The sequence below is a fragment of the Escherichia sp. 94.0001 genome, assembly GCF_013369155.2.
In the GTDB taxonomy this organism is placed as follows: Bacteria; Pseudomonadota; Gammaproteobacteria; order Enterobacterales; family Enterobacteriaceae; genus Escherichia; species Escherichia coli_F.
In genome coordinates this window covers 163,533-185,304 of record NZ_JABWMS020000002.1, presented here as the reverse complement: position 1 = coordinate 185,304, position 21,772 = coordinate 163,533, and the positions used below count along the sequence as shown (strand labels likewise).

Here is a 21,772-nt window from a genome sequence, read left to right as displayed (position 1 = left end):
GAGTTAATTATGGATGTTACCGCAAAATACGAATTGATTGGGTTGATGGCCTATCCTATCCGGCACAGTTTATCGCCCGAAATGCAGAATAAAGCCTTAGAAAAAGCGGGATTGCCATTTACCTATATGGCCTTCGAAGTGGATAACGATAGCTTTCCCGGAGCAATTGAAGGATTAAAAGCCCTCAAAATGCGCGGAACTGGTGTATCGATGCCGAACAAACAACTGGCGTGTGAATATGTTGATGAATTAACGCCAGCGGCCAAACTGGTGGGTGCCATCAACACCATCGTTAATGATGATGGCTATCTGCGTGGCTATAACACCGACGGCACGGGCCATATTCGCGCCATTAAAGAGAGCGGTTTTGATATCAAAGGCAAAACGATGGTGCTGTTAGGGGCCGGAGGTGCCTCAACGGCGATTGGCGCGCAGGGGGCAATTGAAGGTTTAAAAGAAATTAAACTCTTTAACCGTCGGGATGAGTTCTTCGATAAAGCCCTCGCCTTCGCGCAGCGGGTTAACGAAAACACCGATTGCGTCGTGACAGTCACCGATCTCGCCGATCAGCAAGCCTTTGCTGAAGCCCTGGCTTCCGCCGACATTTTAACCAATGGCACAAAAGTGGGTATGAAACCCCTTGAGAATGAATCATTGGTTAATGATATCAGTCTGTTACATCCGGGACTTCTGGTCACTGAATGCGTGTATAACCCGCATATGACGAAGTTATTGCAGCAGGCGCAACAAGCTGGTTGCAAAACGATTGATGGATACGGCATGTTGTTGTGGCAAGGGGCTGAACAGTTCACGTTATGGACTGGCAAAGATTTCCCTCTGGAATATGTTAAACAGGTCATGGGGTTCGGTGCCTGACAGGCTGACCGCGTGCAGAAAGGGTAAAAAATGAAAACCGTAACTGTAAAAGATCTCGTCATTGGTACGGGCGCACCTAAAATCATCGTCTCGCTGATGGCGAAAGATATCGCCAGCGTGAAATCCGAAGCTCTCGCCTATCGTGAAGCGGACTTTGATATTCTGGAATGGCGTGTTGACCACTATGCCGACCTCTCCAATGTGGAGTCTGTCATGGCAGCGGCAAAAATTCTCCGTGAAACCATGCCAGAAAAACCGCTGCTGTTTACCTTCCGCAGTGCCAAAGAAGGCGGCGAGCAGGCGATTTCCACCGAGGCTTATATTGCACTCAATCGTGCAGCCATCGGCAGCGGCCTGGTTGATATGATCGATCTGGAGTTATTTACCGGTGATGATCAGGTTAAAGAAACCGTCGCCTACGCCCACGCGCATGATGTGAAAGTTGTCATGTCCAACCACGACTTCCATAAAACGCCGGAAGCCGAAGAAATCATTGCCCGTCTGCGTAAAATGCAGTCCTTCGATGCCGATATTCCTAAGATTGCGCTGATGCCGCAAAGTACCAGCGATGTGCTGACGTTGCTTGCTGCGACCCTGGAGATGCAGGAGCAGTATGCCGATCGTCCAATCATCACGATGTCAATGGCAAAAACTGGCGTAATTTCTCGTCTGGCTGGTGAAGTATTTGGGTCAGCGGCAACTTTTGGTGCGGTAAAAAAAGCCTCTGCGCCAGGGCAAATCTCGGTAAATGATTTGCGCACGGTATTAACTATTTTACATCAGGCATAAGCAATAATATTTCGGCGGGAATATCCTCCCCCGCCGAAATGAAAAAAGTATTTTTAACCGTATTTAATAAAAATATTTCGTGAGTCTCTGTGCGCTAATTCTCCATCTGGCGTAGGGAAAATCACATCTGAATCAGGAATTAACAATGAAACCTGTAAAACCACCTCGTATTAATGGACGAGTGCCGGTCCTGTCGGCACAGGAAGCGGTGAATTATATTCCCGACGACGCAACACTTTGTGTGTTAGGCGCTGGCGGCGGTATTCTGGAAGCCACCACGTTAATTACTGCTCTTGCTGATAAATATAAACAGACTCAAACACCACGTAATTTATCGATTATTAGTCCAACAGGGCTTGGCGATCGCGCCGACCGTGGTATTAGTCCGCTGGCACAAGAAGGTCTGGTGAAATGGGCATTATGCGGTCACTGGGGACAATCGCCGCGTATTTCTGATCTCGCAGAACAAAATAAAATTATTGCTTATAACTATCCACAAGGTGTACTTACACAAACCTTACGCGCCGCCGCAGCCCACCAGCCTGGTATTATTAGTGATATTGGCATCGGAACATTTGTCGATCCACGCCAGCAAGGCGGCAAACTGAATGAAGTCACTAAAGAAGACCTGATTAAACTGGTCGAGTTTGATAACAAAGAATATCTCTATTACAAAGCGATTGCGCCGGATATCGCCTTTATTCGCGCCACCACCTGCGACAGCGAAGGCTACGCCACCTTTGAAGATGAGGTGATGTATCTCGACGCATTGGTTATTGCTCAGGCGGTGCACAATAACGGCGGTATTGTGATGATGCAGGTGCAGAAGATGGTTAAGAAAGCCACGCTGCATCCTAAATCTGTCCGTATTCCGGGTTATCTGGTGGATATTGTGGTAGTCGATCCGGATCAAACCCAACTGTATGGCGGTGCGCCGGTTAACCGCTTTATTTCTGGTGACTTCACCCTTGATGACAGCACCAAACTTAGCCTACCCCTAAACCAACGTAAATTAGTTGCGCGGCGCGCATTATTCGAAATGCGCAAAGGCGCGGTGGGGAATGTCGGCGTCGGTATTGCTGACGGCATTGGCCTGGTCGCCCGGGAAGAAGGTTGTGCTGATGACTTTATTCTGACGGTAGAAACAGGTCCGATTGGCGGAATTACTTCACAGGGGATCGCCTTTGGCGCGAACGTGAATACCCGTGCCATTCTGGATATGACGTCCCAGTTTGATTTTTATCACGGTGGCGGTCTGGATGTTTGTTATTTGAGTTTTGCTGAAGTCGACCAGCACGGTAACGTCGGCGTGCATAAATTCAATGGTAAAATCATGGGCACCGGTGGATTTATTGATATCAGTGCCACTTCGAAGAAAATCGTTTTCTGCGGCACATTAACTGCGGGCAGTTTAAAAACAGAAATTACCGACGGCAAATTAAATATCGTCCAGGAAGGACGGGTGAAGAAATTTATTCGGGAACTACCGGAAATTACTTTCAGCGGAAAAATCGCTCTCGAGCGAGGGCTGGATGTTCGTTATATCACTGAGCGCGCAGTATTCACGCTGAAAGAAGACGGCCTGCATTTAATCGAAATCGCCCCTGGCGTCGATTTACAAAAAGATATTCTCGACAAAATGGATTTCACCCCAGTGATTTCACCAGAACTCAAACTGATGGACGAAAGATTATTTATCGATGCGGCGATGGGTTTTGTCCTGCCTGAAGCGGCTCATTAACAGGAGTATCACGATGGATTTTTCTTTAACTGAAGAACAAGAACTGCTGCTGGCCAGTATTCGCGAGTTGATTACGACCAACTTCCCGGAAGAGTATTTCCGCACCTGCGATCAAAACGGGACATACCCGCGTGAATTTATGCGGGCACTGGCGGATAACGGTATTTCCATGCTTGGCGTGCCGGAAGAATTTGGTGGTATCCCTGCGGATTACGTCACCCAAATGCTGGCGCTGATGGAAGTGTCAAAATGCGGTGCTCCGGCATTTTTGATTACCAACGGTCAATGTATTCACAGCATGCGCCGTTTCGGTTCTGCTGAGCAGCTACGTAAAACGGCAGAGAGCACCCTGGAAACGGGTGATCCCGCCTATGCCCTGGCGTTGACGGAACCAGGCGCAGGCTCAGACAATAACAGTGCCACTACCACTTACACGCGTAAAAATGGCAAGGTTTACATCAACGGCCAGAAAACCTTTATTACCGGCGCGAAAGAGTACCCATATATGCTGGTGCTGGCGCGCGATCCAGAACCGAAAGATCCCAAAAAAGCCTTCACCCTGTGGTGGGTCGACTCCAGTAAGCCCGGCATTAAGATTAACCCGCTGCATAAAATCGGCTGGCATATGCTCAGCACCTGCGAAGTCTATCTCGACACGTGGAAGTTGAAGAGAGCGACATGGTGGGCGAAGAAGGAATGGGTTTCCTCAATGTGATGTACAACTTTGAGATGGAACGCCTGATCAACGCCGCGCGAAGCACCGGCTTTGCCGAGTGTGCCTTTGAAGATGCCGCACGCTATGCCAACCAACGTATCGCTTTTGGTAAGCCCATTGGTCATAACCAGATGATCCAGGAAAAACTGGCGCTGATGGCGATTAAGATCGACAACATGCGCAACATGGTGTTGAAAGTGGCATGGCAAGCCGATCAGCATCAGTCACTGCGCACCAGCGCGGCGCTGGCAAAACTGTACTGCGCACGTACCGCAATGGAAGTTATTGATGATGCGATTCAAATCATGGGCGGTCTGGGCTATACCGATGAGGCGCGCGTCTCCCGCTTCTGGCGTGATGTCCGTTGTGAACGTATCGGCGGCGGTACAGACGAAATTATGATTTACGTAGCAGGTCGGCAGATCCTGAAAGATTATCAGAACAAATAATCTGCAGGCGGCGCAGCTTCTTAACAAACTGCGCCGCCAGATTTATCCGGCAAGACTTACTGGTTGAGGAAATTCAGATAGGATTTCTTGTTCCGCAAAACAGTTTTTAAATTGCCTGCGGTAATCGCTGGGCGAACAGCCGACATGGCGCAAAAACAGTTTGGCAAAGTGATCGACATTTTCATAACCCACACGCCAGGAGATCTCTGCCTGTGATAATTCAGTATTGGTGAGTGACCATTTCGCTTCCGTCATACGCCGTTGAATAACATAGTTAATAGGGGAAATACGATACTCTTTGGTAAATTCATGGCAAATATAACTGACGCTGGCACGAAATTTTTTCGATAACTGCTCTAAAGTGATTTTTTCGCGATAATTATTATTCAGATAGAAAAGAATATCTTTTATCAGAACATCTTTTTTAATATACCCCTGCTCCGAACGATAAGCATTTTTAAAGTTTTCGTAGTAAAGAATTGCTAACGTATAGGCAAATGCGTCCCATAACGAAGATGTTTGGCTATTTTTACTTTGCGGCAAAATCACACTTAGCTCATTAAATAAGGTTTTAATGACTTCTTTTCCCTGCCCTGCGGCAATTACCGGGCAAGAATGCGGTTGCAGTAGCTGATTTTCCTCAGCCCCCTGAAACTGAAAGCCGTACAGCGCACAGGTACACGTCGTTGCCGGATCGTTAACGTCAGAGGCCACCGCATGCAGCCTGCCACGTTCTATCACCACAATGTCATCGGCATGCGCGACATATAACGAAGAATCGATGGTAAACCTTGCTACCCCTTTCTTGACGTAAATCAACTCGGTTTCATTGTCATGAACGTGATGTCCGGACTCCCATTTTGGATCATCGCTAAATGCAAAACGTGAAAGCCGTGGCGTTTTACCGGCGACAAACAGCGTTTCGCTGGCGTTATCAAAACAGCGTTGATACATGACAACCTCCTTATTCCATGAGCAAGCAAAAACAATATATGCCGGATAAAATACGGCGTGTATTGCGGTTATACAACCGCGTTTAGCGAGAGCTAAACAAGATTATTTACACTGAATGCAAGATTGTACGGTCATGGAATAACAACATTGCCGCAAATTGCACTTTTGTTTTAGCGATCGCATTTTTTTTGCAAGATTGTTGGCAAGGAAAACAGCTTGCTCCGTCGAAAACCCCGCACCGCTATCGCACACTATTTTCAGGCCATTTTTACCTTCCATCGGAGATGGTTCCGTATGCGACTCACAGGAGAAATCATGAAAATAATAACCTGCTTTAAGCTGGTGCCTGAAGAACAGGACATTGTTGTCACTCCAGAATATACCCTGAATTTCGACAATGCCGACGCCAAAATCAGCCAGTTCGATCTCAATGCCATTGAAGCTGCAAGCCAGATTGCAACAGATGACGATGAGATAGCCGCGCTGACCATTGGCGGCTCATTGTTGCAGAACTCGAAAGTGCGCAAAGACGTGCTATCCCGCGGGCCGCATAGCCTGTATTTGGTGCAGGATGCGCAACTTGAACATGCACTGCCTCTCGATACCGCAAAGGCGCTGGCGGCAGCAGTTGAAAAGATCGGCTTCGATTTACTGATCTTTGGTGAAGGTTCCGGCGACCTTTATGCCCAGCAGGTTGGCTTGCTGGTCGGAGAAATTCTGCAACTTCCGGTGATTAATGCAGTGAGTGCTATTCAGCGTCAGGGCAATACACTGGTGATTGAACGCACGCTTGAAGATGATGTTGAAGTTATTGAGCTCTCTGTTCCAGCCGTGCTCTGCGTCACCTCCGATATTAACATGCCACGCATTCCTTCGATGAAAGCCATTCTCGGCGCGGGTAAAAAACCGGTAAATCAGTGGCAGGCAAGTGATATTGGCTGGAGCCAGAGCACACCACTTGCTGAACTGACCGGCATTCGCGTACCGCCGCAAACAGAACGTAAGCACATCATTCTCGATAACGATTCGCCGGAGGCCATTGCCGAGCTGGCGGAACATCTGAAGAAAGCCCTGAACTGAAGCCTACGGAGAAGAAACGATGAGTCAATTAAACAGCGTCTGGGTCTTTAGCGATAATCCTGAACGTTATGCTGAACTGTTTGGCGGCGCTCAGCAATGGGGCCAACAGGTGTATGCCATTGTACAAAATACCGACCAGGCGCAGGCAGTTATGCCTTATGGGCCAAAATGTATTTATGTTCTTGAGCAAAACGACGCGCTGCAACGTACTGAAAATTACGCCGAAAGCATTGCTGCCCTGCTGAAAGATAAACACCCCGCTATGTTGCTGTTGGCCGCGACGAAACGTGGTAAAGCTCTGGCAGCACGGTTAAGTGTGCAACTGAATGCGGCGCTGGTGAACGATGCCACGGCGGTGGATATTGTCGATGGTCACATTTGCGCCGAACACCGGATGTATGGCGGGTTAGCGTTCGCTCAGGAAAAGATCAACAGCCCGCTGGCGATCATTACCCTTGCACCCGGTGTTCAGGAACCGTGCACCAGTGATATCTCTCATCAGTGCCCGACAGAAACGGTACCTTATGTTGCCCCGCGTCATGAAATTCTCTGTCGCGAACGCCGTGCGAAAGCGGCAAGCAGCGTGGACCTGAGCAAAGCAAAACGTGTGGTTGGCGTCGGTCGTGGTCTGGCGGCGCAGGATGACCTGAAAATGGTCCACGAACTGGCGGCGGTGCTGAATGCTGAAGTCGGCTGTTCACGTCCAATTGCCGAAGGCGAGAACTGGATGGAGCGTGAACGTTATATCGGTGTCTCCGGCGTGTTGCTGAAATCCGATCTCTACCTGACGCTGGGGATCTCCGGGCAGATCCAGCATATGGTTGGCGGCAACGGTGCAAAAGTGATTGTCGCCATTAATAAAGATAAAAATGCGCCAATCTTCAACTATGCCGACTACGGTCTGGTGGGCGATATCTACAAAGTCGTCCCTGCCCTGATTAGTCAGTTGAGTCGCTAATTCCCTTTCAACCACATCTCCCGCTGTAAACGCAGCGGGAAGGGAGCATAACGCATGTCGGATGACAAATTTGATGCCATTGTGGTCGGTGCGGGCGTTGCCGGTAGCGTTGCTGCACTGGTCATGGCGCGCGCCGGGCTGGATGTCCTGGTGATAGAACGCGGCGACAGTGCCGGATGCAAAAATATGACCGGCGGGCGTCTTTATGCCCACACACTTGAAGCGATCATTCCGGGCTTTGCTGCATCAGCACCGGTAGAACGCAAGGTCACACGCGAGAAAATCTCCTTCTTAACCGAAGAGAGTGCCGTTACCCTCGATTTTCACCGCGAGCAACCAGATGTTCCGCAACACGCGTCTTATACCGTATTGCGTAATCGTCTGGACCCGTGGTTGATGGAACAAGCCGAACAGGCTGGCGCGCAGTTTATCCCGGGCGTTCGTGTCGATGCGCTGGTTCGTGAAGGAAATAAGGTCACTGGCGTTCAGGCCGGGGATGATGTTCTTGAAGCGAATGTGGTGATTCTGGCTGATGGCGTTAACTCGATGCTTGGCCGCTCGCTGGGAATGGTTCCCGCTTCCGATCCGCATCATTACGCTGTTGGTGTTAAAGAGGTTATTGGCCTCACACCAGAACAGATCAACGATCGCTTTAATGTTACGGGCGAGGAAGGTGCCGCCTGGCTGTTTGCCGGTTCCCCTTCTGACGGCTTGATGGGCGGCGGATTCCTCTATACCAACAATGATTCCGTATCGTTGGGGCTGGTTTGTGGATTGGGTGATATCGCCCATGCAAAAAAAAGCGTGCCGCAAATGCTGGAAGATTTTAAACAACACCCCGCCATTCGCCCACTGATTAGCGGCGGCAAACTGCTTGAATATTCCGCGCACATGGTGCCGGAAGGCGGTCTGGCGATGGTGCCGCAGCTGGTTAATGAGGGCGTGATGATCGTCGGTGATGCCGCAGGTTTCTGCCTCAATCTGGGCTTTACGGTTCGCGGAATGGATTTAGCCATCGCATCGGCCCAGGCTGCCGCCACAACAGTGATTGCCGCCAAAGAACGCGCTGACTTCTCCGCCAGCAGCCTGGCGCAATACAAACGTGAGCTGGAACAAAGTTGTGTTATGCGCGATATGCAGCATTTCCGCAAGATCCCGGCGCTGATGGAAAACCCGCGCCTGTTTAGCCAATACCCACGAATGGTCGCCGACATCATGAACGAAATGTTCACTATCGACGGTAAGCCTAACCAACCGGTACGCAAAATGATCATGGGACATGCGAAGAAAATTGGGCTGATCAACTTGCTGAAAGATGGCATTAAGGGAGCAACCGCGCTATGAGCCAGAACGCTACGGTTAACGTCGACATCAAATTAGGTGTCAATAAATTCCATGTTGATGAGGGCCACCCGCATATCATTCTGGCGGCAAATCCCGATATCAATGAATTCCGTAAATTAATGAAAGCTTGCCCTGCCGGACTCTATAAGCAGGATGACGCAGGAAACATACATTTTGATTCCGCCGGTTGTCTCGAATGCGGCACCTGTCGGGTGTTGTGTGGCAATACGATTCTCGAACAGTGGCAATATCCCGCAGGCACCTTCGGTATTGATTTTCGCTACGGCTAATCATGCATCCCACAGGCCCGTATCTCGGGCCTGATGTTCTGTTTCGAGAGTCCAAAATGAAAGTGACATTAACGTTTAACGAACAACGTCGTGCGGCGTATCGTCAGCAAGGATTATGGGGCGATGCTTCGCTGGCCGATTACTGGCAGCAGACCGCTCGTTCGATGCCAGATAAAATTGCCGTGGTCGATAATCATGGTGCATCGTACACCTATAGCGAGCTCGATCATGCCGCGAGGTGTCTGGCAAACTGGATGCTGGCGAAGGGTATTGAATCAGGGGATCGCATTGCTTTTCAACTGCCTGGCTGGTGTGAATTTACCGTTATCTATCTTGCCTGCCTGAAAACCGGTGCGGTTTCCGTGCCGCTGTTGCCTTCCTGGCGGGAGGCTGAACTGGTGTGGGTGCTCAATAAGTGTCAGGCAAAAATGTTCTTTGCACCGACGTTGTTTAAACAAACGCGTCCGGTAGATTTAATCCTGCCGCTGCAAAATCAGCTTCCACAACTACAACAAATTGTCGGCGTGGACAAACTGGCTCCCGCCACCTCTTCCCTCTCATTAAGTCAGATTCTCGCCGACAATACCCCACTGACTACGGCGATAACGACCCACGGCGATGAATTAGCCGCTGTGCTATTTACCTCCGGAACCGAGGGTCTGCCAAAGGGCGTGATGCTAACGCATAACAATATTCTCGCCAGTGAGCGGGCTTATTGCGCGCGGCTGAATCTGACCTGGCAGGATGTCTTTATGATGCCTGCGCCACTTGGTCACGCAACGGGCTTTCTGCATGGCGTAACAGCACCTTTTTTGATTGGTGCTCGCAGCGTGTTGTTAGATATTTTCACTCCTGATGCGTGTCTCGCGCTGCTTGAGCAGCAGCGTTGCACCTGTATGCTCGGCGCAACACCGTTTGTCTATGACCTTTTGAATTTACTGGAGAAACAGCCCGCAGACCTTTCTGCACTCCGCTTCTTTCTTTGCGGCGGCACCACGATCCCCAAAAAGGTGGCGCGTGAATGCCAACAACGCGGCATTAAATTATTAAGTGTTTATGGTTCCACAGAAAGTTCGCCGCATGCGGTGGTAAATCTCGACGATCCTTTGTCGCGCTTTATGAACACCGATGGTTACGCTGCCGCAGGCGTAGAGATTAAAGTGGTCGATGATGCACGCAAGACCTTACCGCCTGGTTGTGTAGGTGAAGAGGCTTCGCGTGGTCCCAATGTGTTTATGGGTTATTTTGATGAACCGGAATTAACCGCCCGTGCGCTGGATGAAGAAGGCTGGTATTACAGCGGCGATCTCTGCCGAATGGATGAAGCTGGCTATATAAAAATAACCGGGCGCAAGAAAGATATTATTGTCCGCGGCGGCGAAAATATTAGCAGCCGTGAAGTGGAAGATATTTTATTACAGCATCCTAAAATTCATGATGCTTGTGTTGTGGCAATGCCCGATGAACGCTTAGGTGAACGTTCATGCGCTTATGTCGTGCTGAAAGCGCCACATCATTCAATATCGCTGGAAGACATAGTGGCTTTTTTTAGCCGTAAACGGGTAGCAAAATATAAATATCCTGAACATATTGTGGTAACAGAGAAATTACCGCGTACTGCATCAGGTAAAATACAAAAGTTTTTGTTAAGGAAAGATATTATGCGGCGATTAACTCAGGATATCTGCGAAGAGGTTGAATAAGTTTCATACTCGGGGATCACGTAAACCCGGCGACAAAACGCCGCCGGGTATTTATTTTATTTCTTCAGTTCAGCCAGGCTTAACCAGGTTTGTACCACAGTGTCCGGGTTCAGGGACAAGCTATCGATCCCCTCTTCCATCAGCCAGGCGGCAAAGTCTTCATGGTCGGACGGACCCTGACCGCAAATCCCGACATATTTGCCCTGCTTCTTCGCGGCACGAATCGCCATCGACAGCAGTGCTTTCACTGCATCGTTGCGCTCATCGAACAGTTCAGACACCACGCCAGAGTCTCGGTCCAGACCAAGCGCAAGCTGCGTCATATCGTTTGAGCCAATTGAGAAGCCGTCGAAATATTCGAGGAACTGCTCTGCCAGTAAGGCGTTGGACGGAATTTCACACATCATGATGATCTTCAGCCCGTTCTCACCACGTTTCAGCCCCTGACGCGCCAGTTCGTCAACCACCGCTTTCGCCTGATCTACGGTACGCACGAACGGGATCATGATCTCAACGTTGGTCAGTCCCATGTCGTTGCGCACACGTTTCACCGCTTCACACTCCAGTGCGAAGCAGTCGCGGAAGCTGTCGGAAACATAACGTCCCGCGCCACGGAAGCCGAGCATTGGGTTCTCTTCATCTGGCTCGTAACGTTCACCACCGACCAGGTTGGCGTATTCGTTCGACTTAAAATCAGAGAGACGGACAATGACACGCTTCGGATAAAACGCAGCACCCAACGTCGCGATCCCTTCAGTCAGACGACCAACGTAAAACTCACGCGGAGAATCAAAACCTTTCATCATCTCGCGGATTTCGTTTTGCAACTGCGGTTCCTGATCGTCAAACTCAAGCAGTGCGCGTGGGTGGACGCCAATCATACGGTTGATGATAAATTCCAGACGCGCAAGGCCCACGCCTTCGTTCGGCAGGCAGGCGAAATCGAAAGCACGGTCCGGGTTACCGACGTTCATCATCACTTTCAACGGCAGATCCGGCATCGTTTCCACGCTGGAGCTTTTCACGCTAAATTCCAGCAACTCAGCATAGACGTAACCGGTATCACCCTCTGCACAAGAAACAGTGACGTTCTCACCGTCTTTCATCCGTTCTGTTGCATCACCACAGCCCACTACCGCCGGAATGCCCAGTTCACGAGCGATGATCGCCGCGTGACAGGTACGTCCGCCACGGTTAGTGACGATAGCCGATGCTTTCTTCATGATCGGTTCCCAATCTGGGTCGGTCATGTCAGTAACCAGCACGTCGCCAGGTTCGATGCGGTTCATTTCGCTGATGTCATGGATGACTTTCACCGGACCCGCGCCGATGCGATGACCGATAGCACGGCCTTCGGCGATAATCTTACCCTGTGAATGCAACGTATAACGCTCCATGACCTGACCGCGTGAGCGCACGGTTTCCGGACGCGCCTGCACAATGAACAGTTTGCCGGTGTGGCCATCTTTCGCCCACTCAATATCCATTGGGCGACCGTAGTGTTTCTCAATTTGTACGGCCTGTTTTGCCAGCTCCTGCACTTCTTCGTTGGTCAGCGAGAAGATGTCACGCTGTTCCTGCGGTACGTCTTCGATTTTAACCTGCTTGCCGTGCTCCTGGGTCGGCGCGTAAACCATGCGGATTTTTTTTGACCCCATGGTGCGGCGCACGATAGCCGGGCGATTTGCCGCCAGTGTCGGTTTATGTACGTAAAACTCATCCGGGTTAACCGCGCCCTGCACGACCATTTCACCAAGGCCCCAAGCGGAAGTGATAAACACCACCTGGTCAAAGCCGGATTCGGTATCAATGGAGAACATCACGCCAGAAGATGCGAGGTCGGAACGCACCATCCGCTGAACACCGGCGGAGAGCGCCACGCCACGGTGATCGTAACCCTGGTGCACACGATAAGAGATGGCGCGATCGTTAAACAGAGAAGCAAATACATGTTTCACTGCCACGAGAACGGCGTCAAAACCCTGAACGTTGAGGAAAGTTTCCTGCTGACCGGCAAAAGAAGCGTCCGGCATATCTTCTGCAGTAGCGGAGGAACGCACCGCAAAAGAGGCGTTTTCGTCATCGGCGGAAAGCTGTGCATAGGCTTCGCGGATGGCGTTTTCCAGCTCAGGCTGGAAGGGAGTGTCGATAATCCACTGGCGGATTTGCGCGCCCGCTTTCGCAAGCTGGGTAACATCGTCAATATCCGTTTTATCCAGCAGTTCATAAATGCGCTGGTTTACGCCGCTTTGGTCCAGAAACTGGTTAAACGCGTCGGCGGTTGTGGCGAAACCATTCGGAACGGAAACACCCATTCCGGAAAGGTTAGTAATCATTTCACCCAGGGAGGCATTTTTGCCCCCAACCCTGTCTACATCATTCATGCCGAGTTGGTTATACCAAAGCACCAGCGGTGACGAGCCATTGTTGGACATCGAACAATCCTTTTGTGATAAATGAACGGTTTGAGAAACACATTTCTGCGCATTTATCTTTGCATATTTAACCGGATGAAAAAAACGGTGAATCGTTCAAGCAAATATATTTTTTTACTTTTTAAGACTGATCCCAGCGTTGCGCAAATCTGCTCTCTTCGACAATTTCCACATAAACCATCGGTATAAACGAAACCGTAAAAATGAAATGCTGTTTTCATAAAAAATAAAATTGAAGGTTCATTTTATAAACCAGACATAACGTTCTACGCTTATGTGCGTTTTTAATTTATGCTTTCATAGAATTATGTCTGCATTACGGGAAGAACAAAATGGATAATGCTGTTGATCGCCACGTTTTTTATATTTCTGATGGTACGGCAATAACTGCGGAGGTATTAGGACACGCAGTAATGTCACAATTTCCCGTCACTATCAGCAGCATTACGCTGCCGTTTGTCGAAAATGAGAGCCGTGCACGGGCAGTGAAGGATCAGATTGACGCAATTTATCACCAGACAGGTGTGCGCCCACTGGTCTTCTACTCCATCGTGTTGCCGGAGATTCGCGCCATCATCTTGCAAAGTGAAGGCTTTTGCCAGGATATCGTTCAGGCGCTGGTTGCCCCGCTACAACAAGAGATGAAACTGGATCCAACGCCGATTGCTCATCGTACCCATGGCCTTAACCCTAATAATCTCAATAAATACGATGCGCGCATTGCGGCGATTGATTACACCCTTGCCCATGACGACGGCATTTCGTTGCGCAATCTGGACCAGGCTCAGGTGATCCTGCTCGGCGTTTCTCGCTGTGGTAAAACCCCCACCAGTCTGTATCTGGCAATGCAATTTGGTATCCGCGCGGCAAACTACCCCTTTATTGCCGACGATATGGATAATCTGGTGCTACCCGCGTCGCTCAAACCGCTTCAGCATAAATTGTTCGGCCTGACTATCGACCCGGAACGTCTGGCGGCGATTCGCGAGGAACGTCGGGAGAACAGTCGCTATGCCTCGCTTCGTCAGTGCAGGATGGAAGTCGCGGAAGTGGAAGCGTTGTACCGTAAAAATCAGATCCCATGGATTAACAGTACCAATTATTCGGTAGAAGAGATTGCCACCAAGATCCTTGATATCATGGGCCTTAGTCGTCGAATGTACTAGAGAACTAGTGCATTAACTTGTTTTTTTGTTATCATGCTAACCACCCGGCGAGGTGTGACACACCTCGCACTTGAAATCAGCTGCGATTGGTTTATCGTGATGCGCATCACTTCCCGGTAGTCCTGCCGTAGAAGCAACAAATTTCTGAGACTTGTAATGAACAGAACTGACGAACTCCGTACTGCGCGTATCGAGAGCCTGGTAACGCCCGCCGAACTCGCGCTACGGTATCCCGTAACGCCTGGCGTCGCCACCCATGTCACCGACTCCCGTCGCAGAATTGAAAAAATACTGAATGGTGAAGACAAGCGACTGTTGGTCATTATTGGCCCCTGCTCGATCCACGATCTCACCGCTGCAATGGAGTATGCCACCCGTCTGCAGTCACTGCGCAATCAGTACCAGTCACGGCTGGAAATCGTAATGCGCACCTATTTTGAAAAACCACGAACTGTAGTCGGCTGGAAAGGATTAATTTCCGACCCGGATTTAAACGGCAGCTATCGGGTAAATCACGGTCTGGAGCTGGCGCGCAAATTACTTTTACAGGTCAATGAGCTGGGCGTCCCTACCGCGACTGAGTTTCTCGATATGGTGACCGGTCAGTTTATTGCTGATTTAATCAGTTGGGGCGCAATTGGCGCACGTACTACCGAAAGTCAGATCCACCGTGAAATGGCTTCGGCACTCTCCTGTCCGGTAGGTTTTAAAAATGGTACCGATGGCAACACGCGGATTGCCGTGGATGCTATCCGCGCAGCCCGCGCCAGCCATATGTTCCTCTCGCCAGACAAAAATGGTCAGATGACCATCTATCAGACCAGTGGCAACCCGTATGGCCATATTATTATGCGTGGCGGCAAAAAACCGAATTACCATGCCGATGATATCGCCGCAGCCTGCGATACGCTGCACGAGTTTGATTTACCTGAACATCTGGTGGTGGATTTCAGCCACGGCAACTGCCAGAAGCAGCACCGTCGCCAGTTAGAAGTTTGTGAGGATATTTGTCAGCAAATCCGCAATGGCTCTACGGCGATTGCTGGAATTATGGCGGAAAGTTTCCTGCGCGAAGGAACGCAAAAAATCGTCGGCGGTCAGCCGCTCACTTACGGTCAATCCATTACCGACCCGTGTCTGGGCTGGGAAGATACCGAACGCCTGGTCGAAAAACTCGCCTCTGCGGTTGATACCCGCTTCTGAATGCGTGCCCATTCCTGACGGAATGGGCATTTCTGCGCAACTTGTTGTCTTCTCAACAAATTACTGCTTGCTCTGGCCCGCCAGAATATTGATAATAAGAATCATTGTTATATCAATTATTATTAATTTTTATGCGTTATACGGATAGCAGAAAACTCACGCCTGAAACGGATGCCAATCACAAGACCGCCTCCCCGCAGCCCATTCGGCGAATTACCAGCCAGACACTGTTAGGTCCGGATGGCAAACTGATTATCGATCATGACGGGCAAGAATATCTGCTCCGTAAAACTCAGGCTGGCAAGCTGCTGTTGACCAAGTAGCCTTTAACTCGAGCAGCTGACTTCAAGCCGTTTACCCCAGTCAGGTGGACGACTGACATAGTCATCATCCCTGTCGCTGAAAGGATTTCGCAACGCCTCATGCAGGCGGTGCAATTCCGTCATATCACCCTTTTCTGCCGCTTCAATCGCCCGTTGCGCCAACCAGTTGCGCAACACCAGAGCTGGGTTAACGCTTTGCATCAGCTGCTGACGCTCACTATCGGTAACCTCGTCTTGTTGCAAACGTACCCGATAACGGGCAAACCAGTCATCAAATGCCGCACGATCGATAAACTCATCACGTAGCGGTGACGCCGCGCTGTACTGCTCGGTCAGACTCAGCATGCGGAATGTTCGGGTATAATCGCTGCGCTCTCGCGCCATCAGACTGAATAATTCATTCAGTAGCGCGTTATCCTCTTTTTGCTCCGTCATGAATCCCAGTTTCTGCCGCATCCTTTGTCCATAATGCGTCAACAAAACCTGCTGATAGCTGTCCAGGGCCTCATTCAGGGCATCTACGGCAACAAATGGTGACAATGTCTGCGCCAGACGCTGTAAATTCCACAACGCGACGGCAGGTTGATTATCAAAGCTATAACGCCCCTGGTGATCCGAGTGATTACAAATAAAACCGGGTTCGTAATCATCAAGAAAACCAAACGGCCCGTAATCAAGCGTCAGCCCCAGCAGCGACATGTTGTCGGTATTCATCACCCCATGAGCAAAGCCGACCGTCTGCCATTGGGCAATTAACGATGCGGTACGTGCGACAACATCGGTAAACCAGAGACGGTATTTGTCCTCATCATCTGCAAGATGTGACCAGTAATGACGAATAGCAAATTCAGCTAACTGACGAACCTTTTCCGGCTCGCGGCGATAGTAAAAATGTTCGAAATGACCAAAGCGCAGATGACTTGGTGCCACACGCATCAGCATCGCGCCTGGCTCCACCGTTTCCCGATACACTGGCGAATCGCTGGTGACGATACTTAACGCGCGGGTCGTCGGAATGCCCAGATAATGCATCGCCTCACTGGCGAGACTTTCTCGTATCGTCGAACGTAAAACCGCCCGTCCATCACCCATTCGCGAATAAGGCGTCAGGCCAGCACCTTTCAGATGCCAGTCCATTGTAGTGCCATCAGCAAGCCGTTGTTCGCCGAGTAAAATGCCGCGCCCATCACCCAGTTGGCCCGCCCAGACGCCGAACTGATGACCACTGTAAACCTGCGCCAGTGGTGACATACCAGGCAGTAGGGTTTCGCCACCCCAGACACCTGCGCCATTTTTAAACAGTGACGATGGAATACCCAGCGTGTTAGCCAGTTCGGCATTATGCCAAATCAGCCGGGCATTATTTAAAGGCGTAGGGGAAAGTGTTGTATAGGTTGCTGGCAATTCATCGCGCCAACGGGTAATAAAAGACAGGGTCATAGATCCTCCTGTTTGATAGTGTAGACGGTTACTCTCGTCTTAAACACCAGCAAACAGGAGGGTTATCGCTGAACCAACGTCGTTATCTGATTTACAGGAACGGCAGGCCACAGGCATCCCTGGAGAGCATGGAAATCAAAGGGGGTAATCTGTGCCATTATTTCTGGCGTATCAATGCCCCCCGCGATGATGCAATTGCAACATGGGGAAATTTGCGCCTGGATCGCACGAATAAACGGTTCGAAGGAGCGATACGTGATTTGTTGCTGAATAAAACTTTTATCCAGCATGACGCGGGTGAAAAGACCATCAAAAACCGCTTTCATTGTGCTGTTACCTGCGCCCAAATTACCTAACACAAGGGGATACATTTGCGATAAGGACAAAAGATCGCGATTATCTTTTCCTTCATCGAGATGCGGGTAATTCTCATTAATCAACAGTTCAATAAACGGATATTTTAATAGTTCGCCCGCGTAATTATCCCTGTCTAATAATAAAGTAGCCACTTGTGGGGTTAAATTAAGCCAGGCAAAGAGTTTATGTTGAATAAAAAAGTGTTGGCATGATTTTAGCAATTCCAACTGCTCAGAAAATAATTGCCAATGTTGCTCCTCGGTAAGTTGCGCTATAACCCGACTCGTCGGTATACGAACCGTACCATCTTCACTGGAGAAATGGGTAATTAACTCAACGCCGACAAGGTCTTGCTGGTTATCTCTTATCGGCAGGAAATAGCAATCAGAATGATAAAGATTCTCCAAAAAAATCTTCATGGTAACCGTCCCTCTCGAAGGATGTTTTTCAGTATCCGGCTAAAAGGGATGAGGCCATAAGACATAACAATTACAGAAGGAGTAACTTTCATTTGTTCCATGTTAACCACTTTTTCAGGGGTCCTTTTATTAGATTATCCTGATTATAAACGAATAATCCATATACGGTATTTTTGTCTGTAAAATACTACTGTATTCAGGAGTAAATGGACGGAGATGTATCATCGCCGTCCATTTTTCGACATACTAGATTCGTCTCGCCTGCCAGAAATTTTTCTGCCAATAGACATTATCGAGTGAGGAACGCATCACTCCCTTGCTGGTAGAGGCGTGGATAAATTGGTTGTTGGTATCGTAAATACCTACATGCAAACCATTTTGTCCGGAGCCCGTTTTGAAAAAGACCAGGTCACCAGGCAGCAACTCGTCTTTATCAATTTGCGTGCCGATAGAGGCTTGTTGTTTGGTTTCACGGGGCAGCTGCAAATCGAAACGATCGCGCATCGTCACAACCACAAACCCCGAACAGTCCACACCGCGCCGCGTCATGCCACCATAACGATACGGCGTGCCATGCCAGCTCTGTAGCTGGTCGTTCAAACCGGCAATAACGGTAATCGAATCAGAAAGTCTGGCATTTGGCGGCGGTGCTTTATGGTGGCTACACCCGGCCAGAAACAGTGCTGTGATCAAAATAAGGCAGAAACGCATTCCGTACGGTTCCTCTGTTTTTTATTCTTGCATTAATTTAGCGTCGTAATTACCCGATTTTCAAGATACTAATGAAATCAGATGGTCGAAATCAGCATTCTGTGACCTTCGATATCCAGACGGCGAAAATTCATCCCATAGGCCTGCGCCAGATTTGGCGGCGTGAGCACCTCTTCTCTGCGTCCACTGGCCAGCATTTTTCCACCTTTTAGCAACCACGCCCGATGCGCATGACGCAAGGTGTGGTTGAGATCGTGACTGCTCATCACAATCGCCAGTCCTTGCTGACACAGTGCGCTCAGAATTTTGTCTAACGCACTTTGTTGCGCAACGTCAAGACTGTTCATAGGCTCATCAAGAAGCAGCAATTGACCTGCGGGATTGGCTTGGGGTGTGATTTGCAGCACCACCGCAGCAAGACGTACGCGTTGCCATTCGCCGCCGGAAAGTTGATTGGTGCTACGTCCGAGTTTGTCATCAAGAGCCAGCACCCCTGCGACATCATTCAGTAGTTCGGTACGCGTTTTATCGTGCTGATGCAGTGTCAGGTAGTGCCAGACCGGCATTGCAAACGGTGGCGTCTGTTGTTGTGAAAGATAGGCGCGATGCAGCGCGAGTTTTGTTGCGGACCATGCTTCCAGTGGTTGCCCCGCGAACTGAATGCTTCCCTTACCGCTGGTCATTCCGGCCATTCGCGCCAGTAAGGTACTCTTACCCGCGCCATTCGGCCCCACCAGATGCAGGATCTCCCCAGCCCGAACCTCGCCAGAAAGCGGCCCAAGGCGGGTTGATTCCGCAACATCCTGTAGCTGCATCACAATAGACATTATTTCGCCAACGCCAGTTTAATGCTTTCCATCACAATGGGATCTTCCGGCGTCATATCCGGGGAAAAACGCTGGATGACCAATCCGTCCCTGCCAACTAAAAATTTCTCAAAATTCCATAAAATATCATCAGGGTACAGCGGTGCACGACCTTTGCTGACCATACGGGCATAGAATCCGCTCTCTTCCGGCGCGACTGCCGTCGGCGCTGCGGCAATCAATTTTTGATACAGCGGATGGCGTCCTTCGCCATTAACTTCAATCTTACTGAACATCGGGAACGTCACCCCCCATGTAGTGGTGCAGTAAGTTTTAATCTCTTCATCGCTGCCCGGTTCTTGCTCCAGAAACTGGTTGCACGGGAATCCCAACACCACAAAACCACGATCGGCCCAGGCTTTCTGAATATTCTCCAACTGCTCATATTGCGGCGTTAAGCCACACTTTGAGGCGACATTGACAATCAACAGCACATTACCGGCGTACTTCTCCAGCGTGGTCACTTCACCGTCGATATCTTTCACTACGGTCGTCAGAATGGAATCTTGCATCGTTTCTCCTGGGTGGTCAGTAAAAATCTTAGCTTTTAATCATAGACCGTCTTTTTGCGGCTAACGTCCTGCTTTTAACAATAACCAGATAAACACCGGCGCACCCAACGTTGCGGTGACCACGCCAATAGGCAGCTCTGCGGCAGCTAATGCCAGGCGCGCTACAACATCGGCCAGCAGCAATGCGCTCGCCCCTGCCAGCGCGCAGCCGGGAAGTAATACGCGATGATCGGTCAAACCACATAACCGGAGAATATGTGGGATCACCAGACCAATAAAGCCGATAGCACCCGCCAACGCCACACTGACGCCAACCATCCAGCCGGTCGCTGCCACCAGCACATTGCGCCAGAACCACAGGGGTAAACCCAGTTGCCGCGCCGAGATCTCGCCAAGTGCTAACATATTCATCGGTCTGGACTGACAACAGATCCACCACAACACGGGGATCAATGCCAGCATCAGCCAACTTTGCCGCCAGTCTACGCCGCCAAAACCGCCCATCATCCAGTACATCAGCTGACGTAAATCAACAGAGGTGGAAAAATAGATAGCCCACGTCATTAGTGCGCTACAGATAATCCCTAATGCAACACCAGCCAGCAATAACCGACTGGTCGAAAGATGACGACGGGCAAAACGTAAGAGTATTAAAGTGATGATAAGCGCGCCAGCAATCGCACACAGCCCTAGTGCCCAGTTTGGGAGTTGCCCTTGCCCAAGCAATACCGCGGCGATAAGCCCTACGCCTGCGCCGTTAGAGACGCCAAGTAGTCCAGGTTCTGCCAGAGGATTTTCAAACAATGCCTGCATTACAGCGCCGGATATAGCCAGCGCCGCACCAACCAGCAATACAGCCAGCGTACGTGGCAGGCGAATTTGCCAGACGAACAGTTCGCCACGAGGAGTAAACCAGTCACCTGGCGAAATCCATTGTTCACCGGCGCAAAGGCTTAAGAGAAGCGCCAGCAGCATCAAAACTGACAGGCATAATAACCAGCGAATATTTTGTCGCTGTTGTTGGCGGGCAAGTGTCAGCATGGTATCCGTTCTGCTGAAGTGTCATGGCGTTGATTTTACGGTGACTCTTCGACAGTGAAAAGAAAAAAGGCCGCAGAGCGGCCTTTTTAGTTAGATCAGATTACTCGTCTTTGGGCGAAGCGTTTTCGACCCGGCTTTTTAACTTCTGCCCGGGTCTGAAGGTCACCACGCGCCGTGCTGTAATGGGAATATCCTCGCCCGTTTTCGGGTTACGTCCCGGGCGTTGATTCTTATCACGCAGATCGAAGTTACCAAAACCAGAGAGTTTCACCTGTTCGCCGTTTTCCAGAGCTCGACGGATCTCTTCGAAAAACAGTTCAACCAGTTCTTTGGCATCCCGCTTGCTAAGCCCAAGCTTATCAAACAGATATTCTGACATTTCAGCTTTTGTAAGCGCCAT

General features: G+C 50.0%; 20 protein-coding genes and 1 pseudogene. 12 read left to right on the top strand and 9 right to left on the bottom strand.

The features are described 5' to 3' along the window. Positions 1-9 precede the first annotated feature (9 nt). The 4 genes and pseudogenes from ydiB (at position 10) to HEN33_RS01975 (ending at position 4,570) form a co-directional block, all read left to right on the top strand. Positions 10-876 (top strand): quinate/shikimate dehydrogenase, encoded by an 867-nt coding sequence (gene ydiB / locus HEN33_RS01990; protein ID WP_000383469.1) that lies wholly within the window; start codon positions 10-12, stop codon positions 874-876. Between the two features lie 30 nt (positions 877-906). Then, the gene (aroD, locus tag HEN33_RS01985; protein ID WP_176263865.1) at positions 907-1,665 is read left to right on the top strand and encodes a type I 3-dehydroquinate dehydratase; all 759 of its coding nucleotides are present in this window, start codon (positions 907-909) and stop codon (positions 1,663-1,665) included. A 145-nt stretch (positions 1,666-1,810) separates the two neighbouring features. After that, complete coding sequence (locus tag HEN33_RS01980) at positions 1,811-3,406, top strand: acyl CoA:acetate/3-ketoacid CoA transferase (protein ID WP_176263866.1); 1,596 nt, start codon at positions 1,811-1,813, stop codon at positions 3,404-3,406. Positions 3,407-3,419: 13 nt separating this feature from the next. After that, positions 3,420-4,570: pseudogene (locus tag HEN33_RS01975) on the top strand (acyl-CoA dehydrogenase). Positions 4,571-4,612: 42 nt separating this feature from the next. On the opposite strand, the gene HEN33_RS01970 reads toward HEN33_RS01975, so the two are convergent. Next, positions 4,613-5,524 (bottom strand): AraC family transcriptional regulator, encoded by a 912-nt coding sequence (locus HEN33_RS01970; RefSeq protein ID WP_000284798.1) that lies wholly within the window; start codon positions 5,522-5,524, stop codon positions 4,613-4,615. Between the two features lie 315 nt (positions 5,525-5,839). Between HEN33_RS01970 and HEN33_RS01965 the strand changes: the two genes are divergently transcribed. Genes HEN33_RS01965 through fadK form a run of 5 tightly spaced genes read left to right on the top strand, consistent with a single transcriptional unit; the run spans position 5,840 to position 10,899 of the window. After that, on the top strand, positions 5,840-6,604 hold the full coding sequence (locus HEN33_RS01965) for an electron transfer flavoprotein (RefSeq protein ID WP_000692119.1): 765 nt from the start codon (positions 5,840-5,842) through the stop codon (positions 6,602-6,604). A 19-nt stretch (positions 6,605-6,623) separates the two neighbouring features. Then, the gene (locus HEN33_RS01960; RefSeq protein ID WP_000080696.1) at positions 6,624-7,562 is read left to right on the top strand and encodes an electron transfer flavoprotein subunit alpha; all 939 of its coding nucleotides are present in this window, start codon (positions 6,624-6,626) and stop codon (positions 7,560-7,562) included. 54 nt (positions 7,563-7,616) lie between these two features. Beyond that, positions 7,617-8,906 (top strand): FAD-dependent oxidoreductase, encoded by a 1,290-nt coding sequence (locus tag HEN33_RS01955; protein ID WP_176263867.1) that lies wholly within the window; start codon positions 7,617-7,619, stop codon positions 8,904-8,906. Continuing rightward, entirely contained in the window at positions 8,903-9,196 is a 294-nt protein-coding gene (locus HEN33_RS01950; RefSeq protein ID WP_000081071.1) for a ferredoxin family protein, read from the top strand. Before HEN33_RS01955 ends, HEN33_RS01950 begins: the two co-directional genes overlap by 4 nt. Positions 9,197-9,252: 56 nt before the next feature. After that, entirely contained in the window at positions 9,253-10,899 is a 1,647-nt protein-coding gene (gene fadK / locus HEN33_RS01945; RefSeq protein ID WP_176263868.1) for a medium-chain fatty-acid--CoA ligase, read from the top strand. A gap of 56 nt (positions 10,900-10,955) precedes the next feature. On the opposite strand, the gene ppsA is transcribed toward fadK, so the two are convergent. Further along, positions 10,956-13,334, bottom strand: a complete 2,379-nt coding sequence (ppsA, locus tag HEN33_RS01940; RefSeq protein WP_000069370.1) for a phosphoenolpyruvate synthase — start codon at positions 13,332-13,334, stop codon at positions 10,956-10,958. A gap of 332 nt (positions 13,335-13,666) precedes the next feature. On the opposite strand from ppsA, the gene ppsR reads away from it, so the two are divergent. From ppsR to hemP, 3 genes are all read left to right on the top strand, one after another. Then, positions 13,667-14,500 carry a posphoenolpyruvate synthetase regulatory kinase/phosphorylase PpsR gene (ppsR, locus tag HEN33_RS01935; RefSeq protein WP_000368046.1) on the top strand — a complete coding sequence of 278 codons (834 nt, stop codon included), beginning with the start codon at positions 13,667-13,669 and terminating at the stop codon, positions 14,498-14,500. 156 nt (positions 14,501-14,656) lie between these two features. Beyond that, the gene (aroH, locus tag HEN33_RS01930; protein WP_001082226.1) at positions 14,657-15,703 is read left to right on the top strand and encodes a 3-deoxy-7-phosphoheptulonate synthase AroH; all 1,047 of its coding nucleotides are present in this window, start codon (positions 14,657-14,659) and stop codon (positions 15,701-15,703) included. A gap of 131 nt (positions 15,704-15,834) precedes the next feature. Beyond that, complete coding sequence (hemP, locus tag HEN33_RS01925) at positions 15,835-16,026, top strand: hemin uptake protein HemP (protein ID WP_001270810.1); 192 nt, start codon at positions 15,835-15,837, stop codon at positions 16,024-16,026. A gap of 3 nt (positions 16,027-16,029) precedes the next feature. Here the strand turns inward: hemP and selO are convergent, their stop codons facing one another. The 7 genes from selO to ihfA all read right to left on the bottom strand — a co-directional run bounded on the left by selO (position 16,030) and on the right by ihfA (position 21,772). Further along, a complete protein-coding gene (gene selO / locus HEN33_RS01920) occupies positions 16,030-17,466 on the bottom strand; it encodes a protein adenylyltransferase SelO (RefSeq protein WP_032184347.1) in 1,437 nt (478 codons plus the stop codon). Between the two features lie 62 nt (positions 17,467-17,528). After that, positions 17,529-18,242 (bottom strand): anti-FlhDC factor, encoded by a 714-nt coding sequence (gene ydiV / locus HEN33_RS01915; RefSeq protein ID WP_176263869.1) that lies wholly within the window; start codon positions 18,240-18,242, stop codon positions 17,529-17,531. Positions 18,243-18,488: 246 nt separating this feature from the next. After that, complete coding sequence (locus tag HEN33_RS01910; protein WP_001209785.1) at positions 18,489-18,953, bottom strand: C40 family peptidase; 465 nt, start codon at positions 18,951-18,953, stop codon at positions 18,489-18,491. Positions 18,954-19,030: 77 nt separating this feature from the next. Further along, positions 19,031-19,780 carry a vitamin B12 ABC transporter ATP-binding protein BtuD gene (gene btuD, locus HEN33_RS01905; RefSeq protein WP_176263870.1) on the bottom strand — a complete coding sequence of 250 codons (750 nt, stop codon included), beginning with the start codon at positions 19,778-19,780 and terminating at the stop codon, positions 19,031-19,033. Beyond that, positions 19,780-20,331 (bottom strand): bifunctional thioredoxin/glutathione peroxidase, encoded by a 552-nt coding sequence (btuE, locus tag HEN33_RS01900; protein ID WP_001154187.1) that lies wholly within the window; start codon positions 20,329-20,331, stop codon positions 19,780-19,782. The genes btuD and btuE overlap by 1 nt, the downstream gene beginning before the upstream one ends. A 60-nt stretch (positions 20,332-20,391) precedes the next feature. After that, positions 20,392-21,372 carry a vitamin B12 ABC transporter permease BtuC gene (btuC, locus tag HEN33_RS01895; RefSeq protein WP_176263871.1) on the bottom strand — a complete coding sequence of 327 codons (981 nt, stop codon included), beginning with the start codon at positions 21,370-21,372 and terminating at the stop codon, positions 20,392-20,394. 100 nt (positions 21,373-21,472) lie between these two features. Beyond that, entirely contained in the window at positions 21,473-21,772 is a 300-nt protein-coding gene (gene ihfA, locus HEN33_RS01890) for an integration host factor subunit alpha (RefSeq protein WP_001229265.1), read from the bottom strand.

What these genes read in the sequence shown, in the direction of transcription:
- HEN33_RS01970 (WP_000284798.1), bottom strand. Translation starts at nt 5,524, where the DNA reads ATGTATCAACGCTGTTTTGATAACGCCAGCGAAACGCTGTTTGTCGCC.
- selO (WP_032184347.1), bottom strand. Translation starts at nt 17,466, where the DNA reads ATGACCCTGTCTTTTATTACCCGTTGGCGCGATGAATTGCCAGCAACC.
- HEN33_RS01910 (WP_001209785.1), bottom strand. Translation starts at nt 18,953, where the DNA reads ATGCGTTTCTGCCTTATTTTGATCACAGCACTGTTTCTGGCCGGGTGT.
- HEN33_RS01950 (WP_000081071.1), top strand. Translation starts at nt 8,903, where the DNA reads ATGAGCCAGAACGCTACGGTTAACGTCGACATCAAATTAGGTGTCAAT.
- aroH (WP_001082226.1), top strand. Translation starts at nt 14,657, where the DNA reads ATGAACAGAACTGACGAACTCCGTACTGCGCGTATCGAGAGCCTGGTA.
- fadK (WP_176263868.1), top strand. Translation starts at nt 9,253, where the DNA reads ATGAAAGTGACATTAACGTTTAACGAACAACGTCGTGCGGCGTATCGT.
- HEN33_RS01955 (WP_176263867.1), top strand. Translation starts at nt 7,617, where the DNA reads ATGTCGGATGACAAATTTGATGCCATTGTGGTCGGTGCGGGCGTTGCC.
- ydiB (WP_000383469.1), top strand. Translation starts at nt 10, where the DNA reads ATGGATGTTACCGCAAAATACGAATTGATTGGGTTGATGGCCTATCCT.
- btuC (WP_176263871.1), bottom strand. Translation starts at nt 21,372, where the DNA reads ATGCTGACACTTGCCCGCCAACAACAGCGACAAAATATTCGCTGGTTA.
- aroD (WP_176263865.1), top strand. Translation starts at nt 907, where the DNA reads ATGAAAACCGTAACTGTAAAAGATCTCGTCATTGGTACGGGCGCACCT.
- HEN33_RS01980 (WP_176263866.1), top strand. Translation starts at nt 1,811, where the DNA reads ATGAAACCTGTAAAACCACCTCGTATTAATGGACGAGTGCCGGTCCTG.
- HEN33_RS01960 (WP_000080696.1), top strand. Translation starts at nt 6,624, where the DNA reads ATGAGTCAATTAAACAGCGTCTGGGTCTTTAGCGATAATCCTGAACGT.
- btuE (WP_001154187.1), bottom strand. Translation starts at nt 20,331, where the DNA reads ATGCAAGATTCCATTCTGACGACCGTAGTGAAAGATATCGACGGTGAA.
- ppsA (WP_000069370.1), bottom strand. Translation starts at nt 13,334, where the DNA reads ATGTCCAACAATGGCTCGTCACCGCTGGTGCTTTGGTATAACCAACTC.
- ihfA (WP_001229265.1), bottom strand. Translation starts at nt 21,772, where the DNA reads ATGGCGCTTACAAAAGCTGAAATGTCAGAATATCTGTTTGATAAGCTT.
- HEN33_RS01965 (WP_000692119.1), top strand. Translation starts at nt 5,840, where the DNA reads ATGAAAATAATAACCTGCTTTAAGCTGGTGCCTGAAGAACAGGACATT.
- ppsR (WP_000368046.1), top strand. Translation starts at nt 13,667, where the DNA reads ATGGATAATGCTGTTGATCGCCACGTTTTTTATATTTCTGATGGTACG.
- btuD (WP_176263870.1), bottom strand. Translation starts at nt 19,780, where the DNA reads ATGTCTATTGTGATGCAGCTACAGGATGTTGCGGAATCAACCCGCCTT.
- hemP (WP_001270810.1), top strand. Translation starts at nt 15,835, where the DNA reads ATGCGTTATACGGATAGCAGAAAACTCACGCCTGAAACGGATGCCAAT.
- ydiV (WP_176263869.1), bottom strand. Translation starts at nt 18,242, where the DNA reads ATGAAGATTTTTTTGGAGAATCTTTATCATTCTGATTGCTATTTCCTG.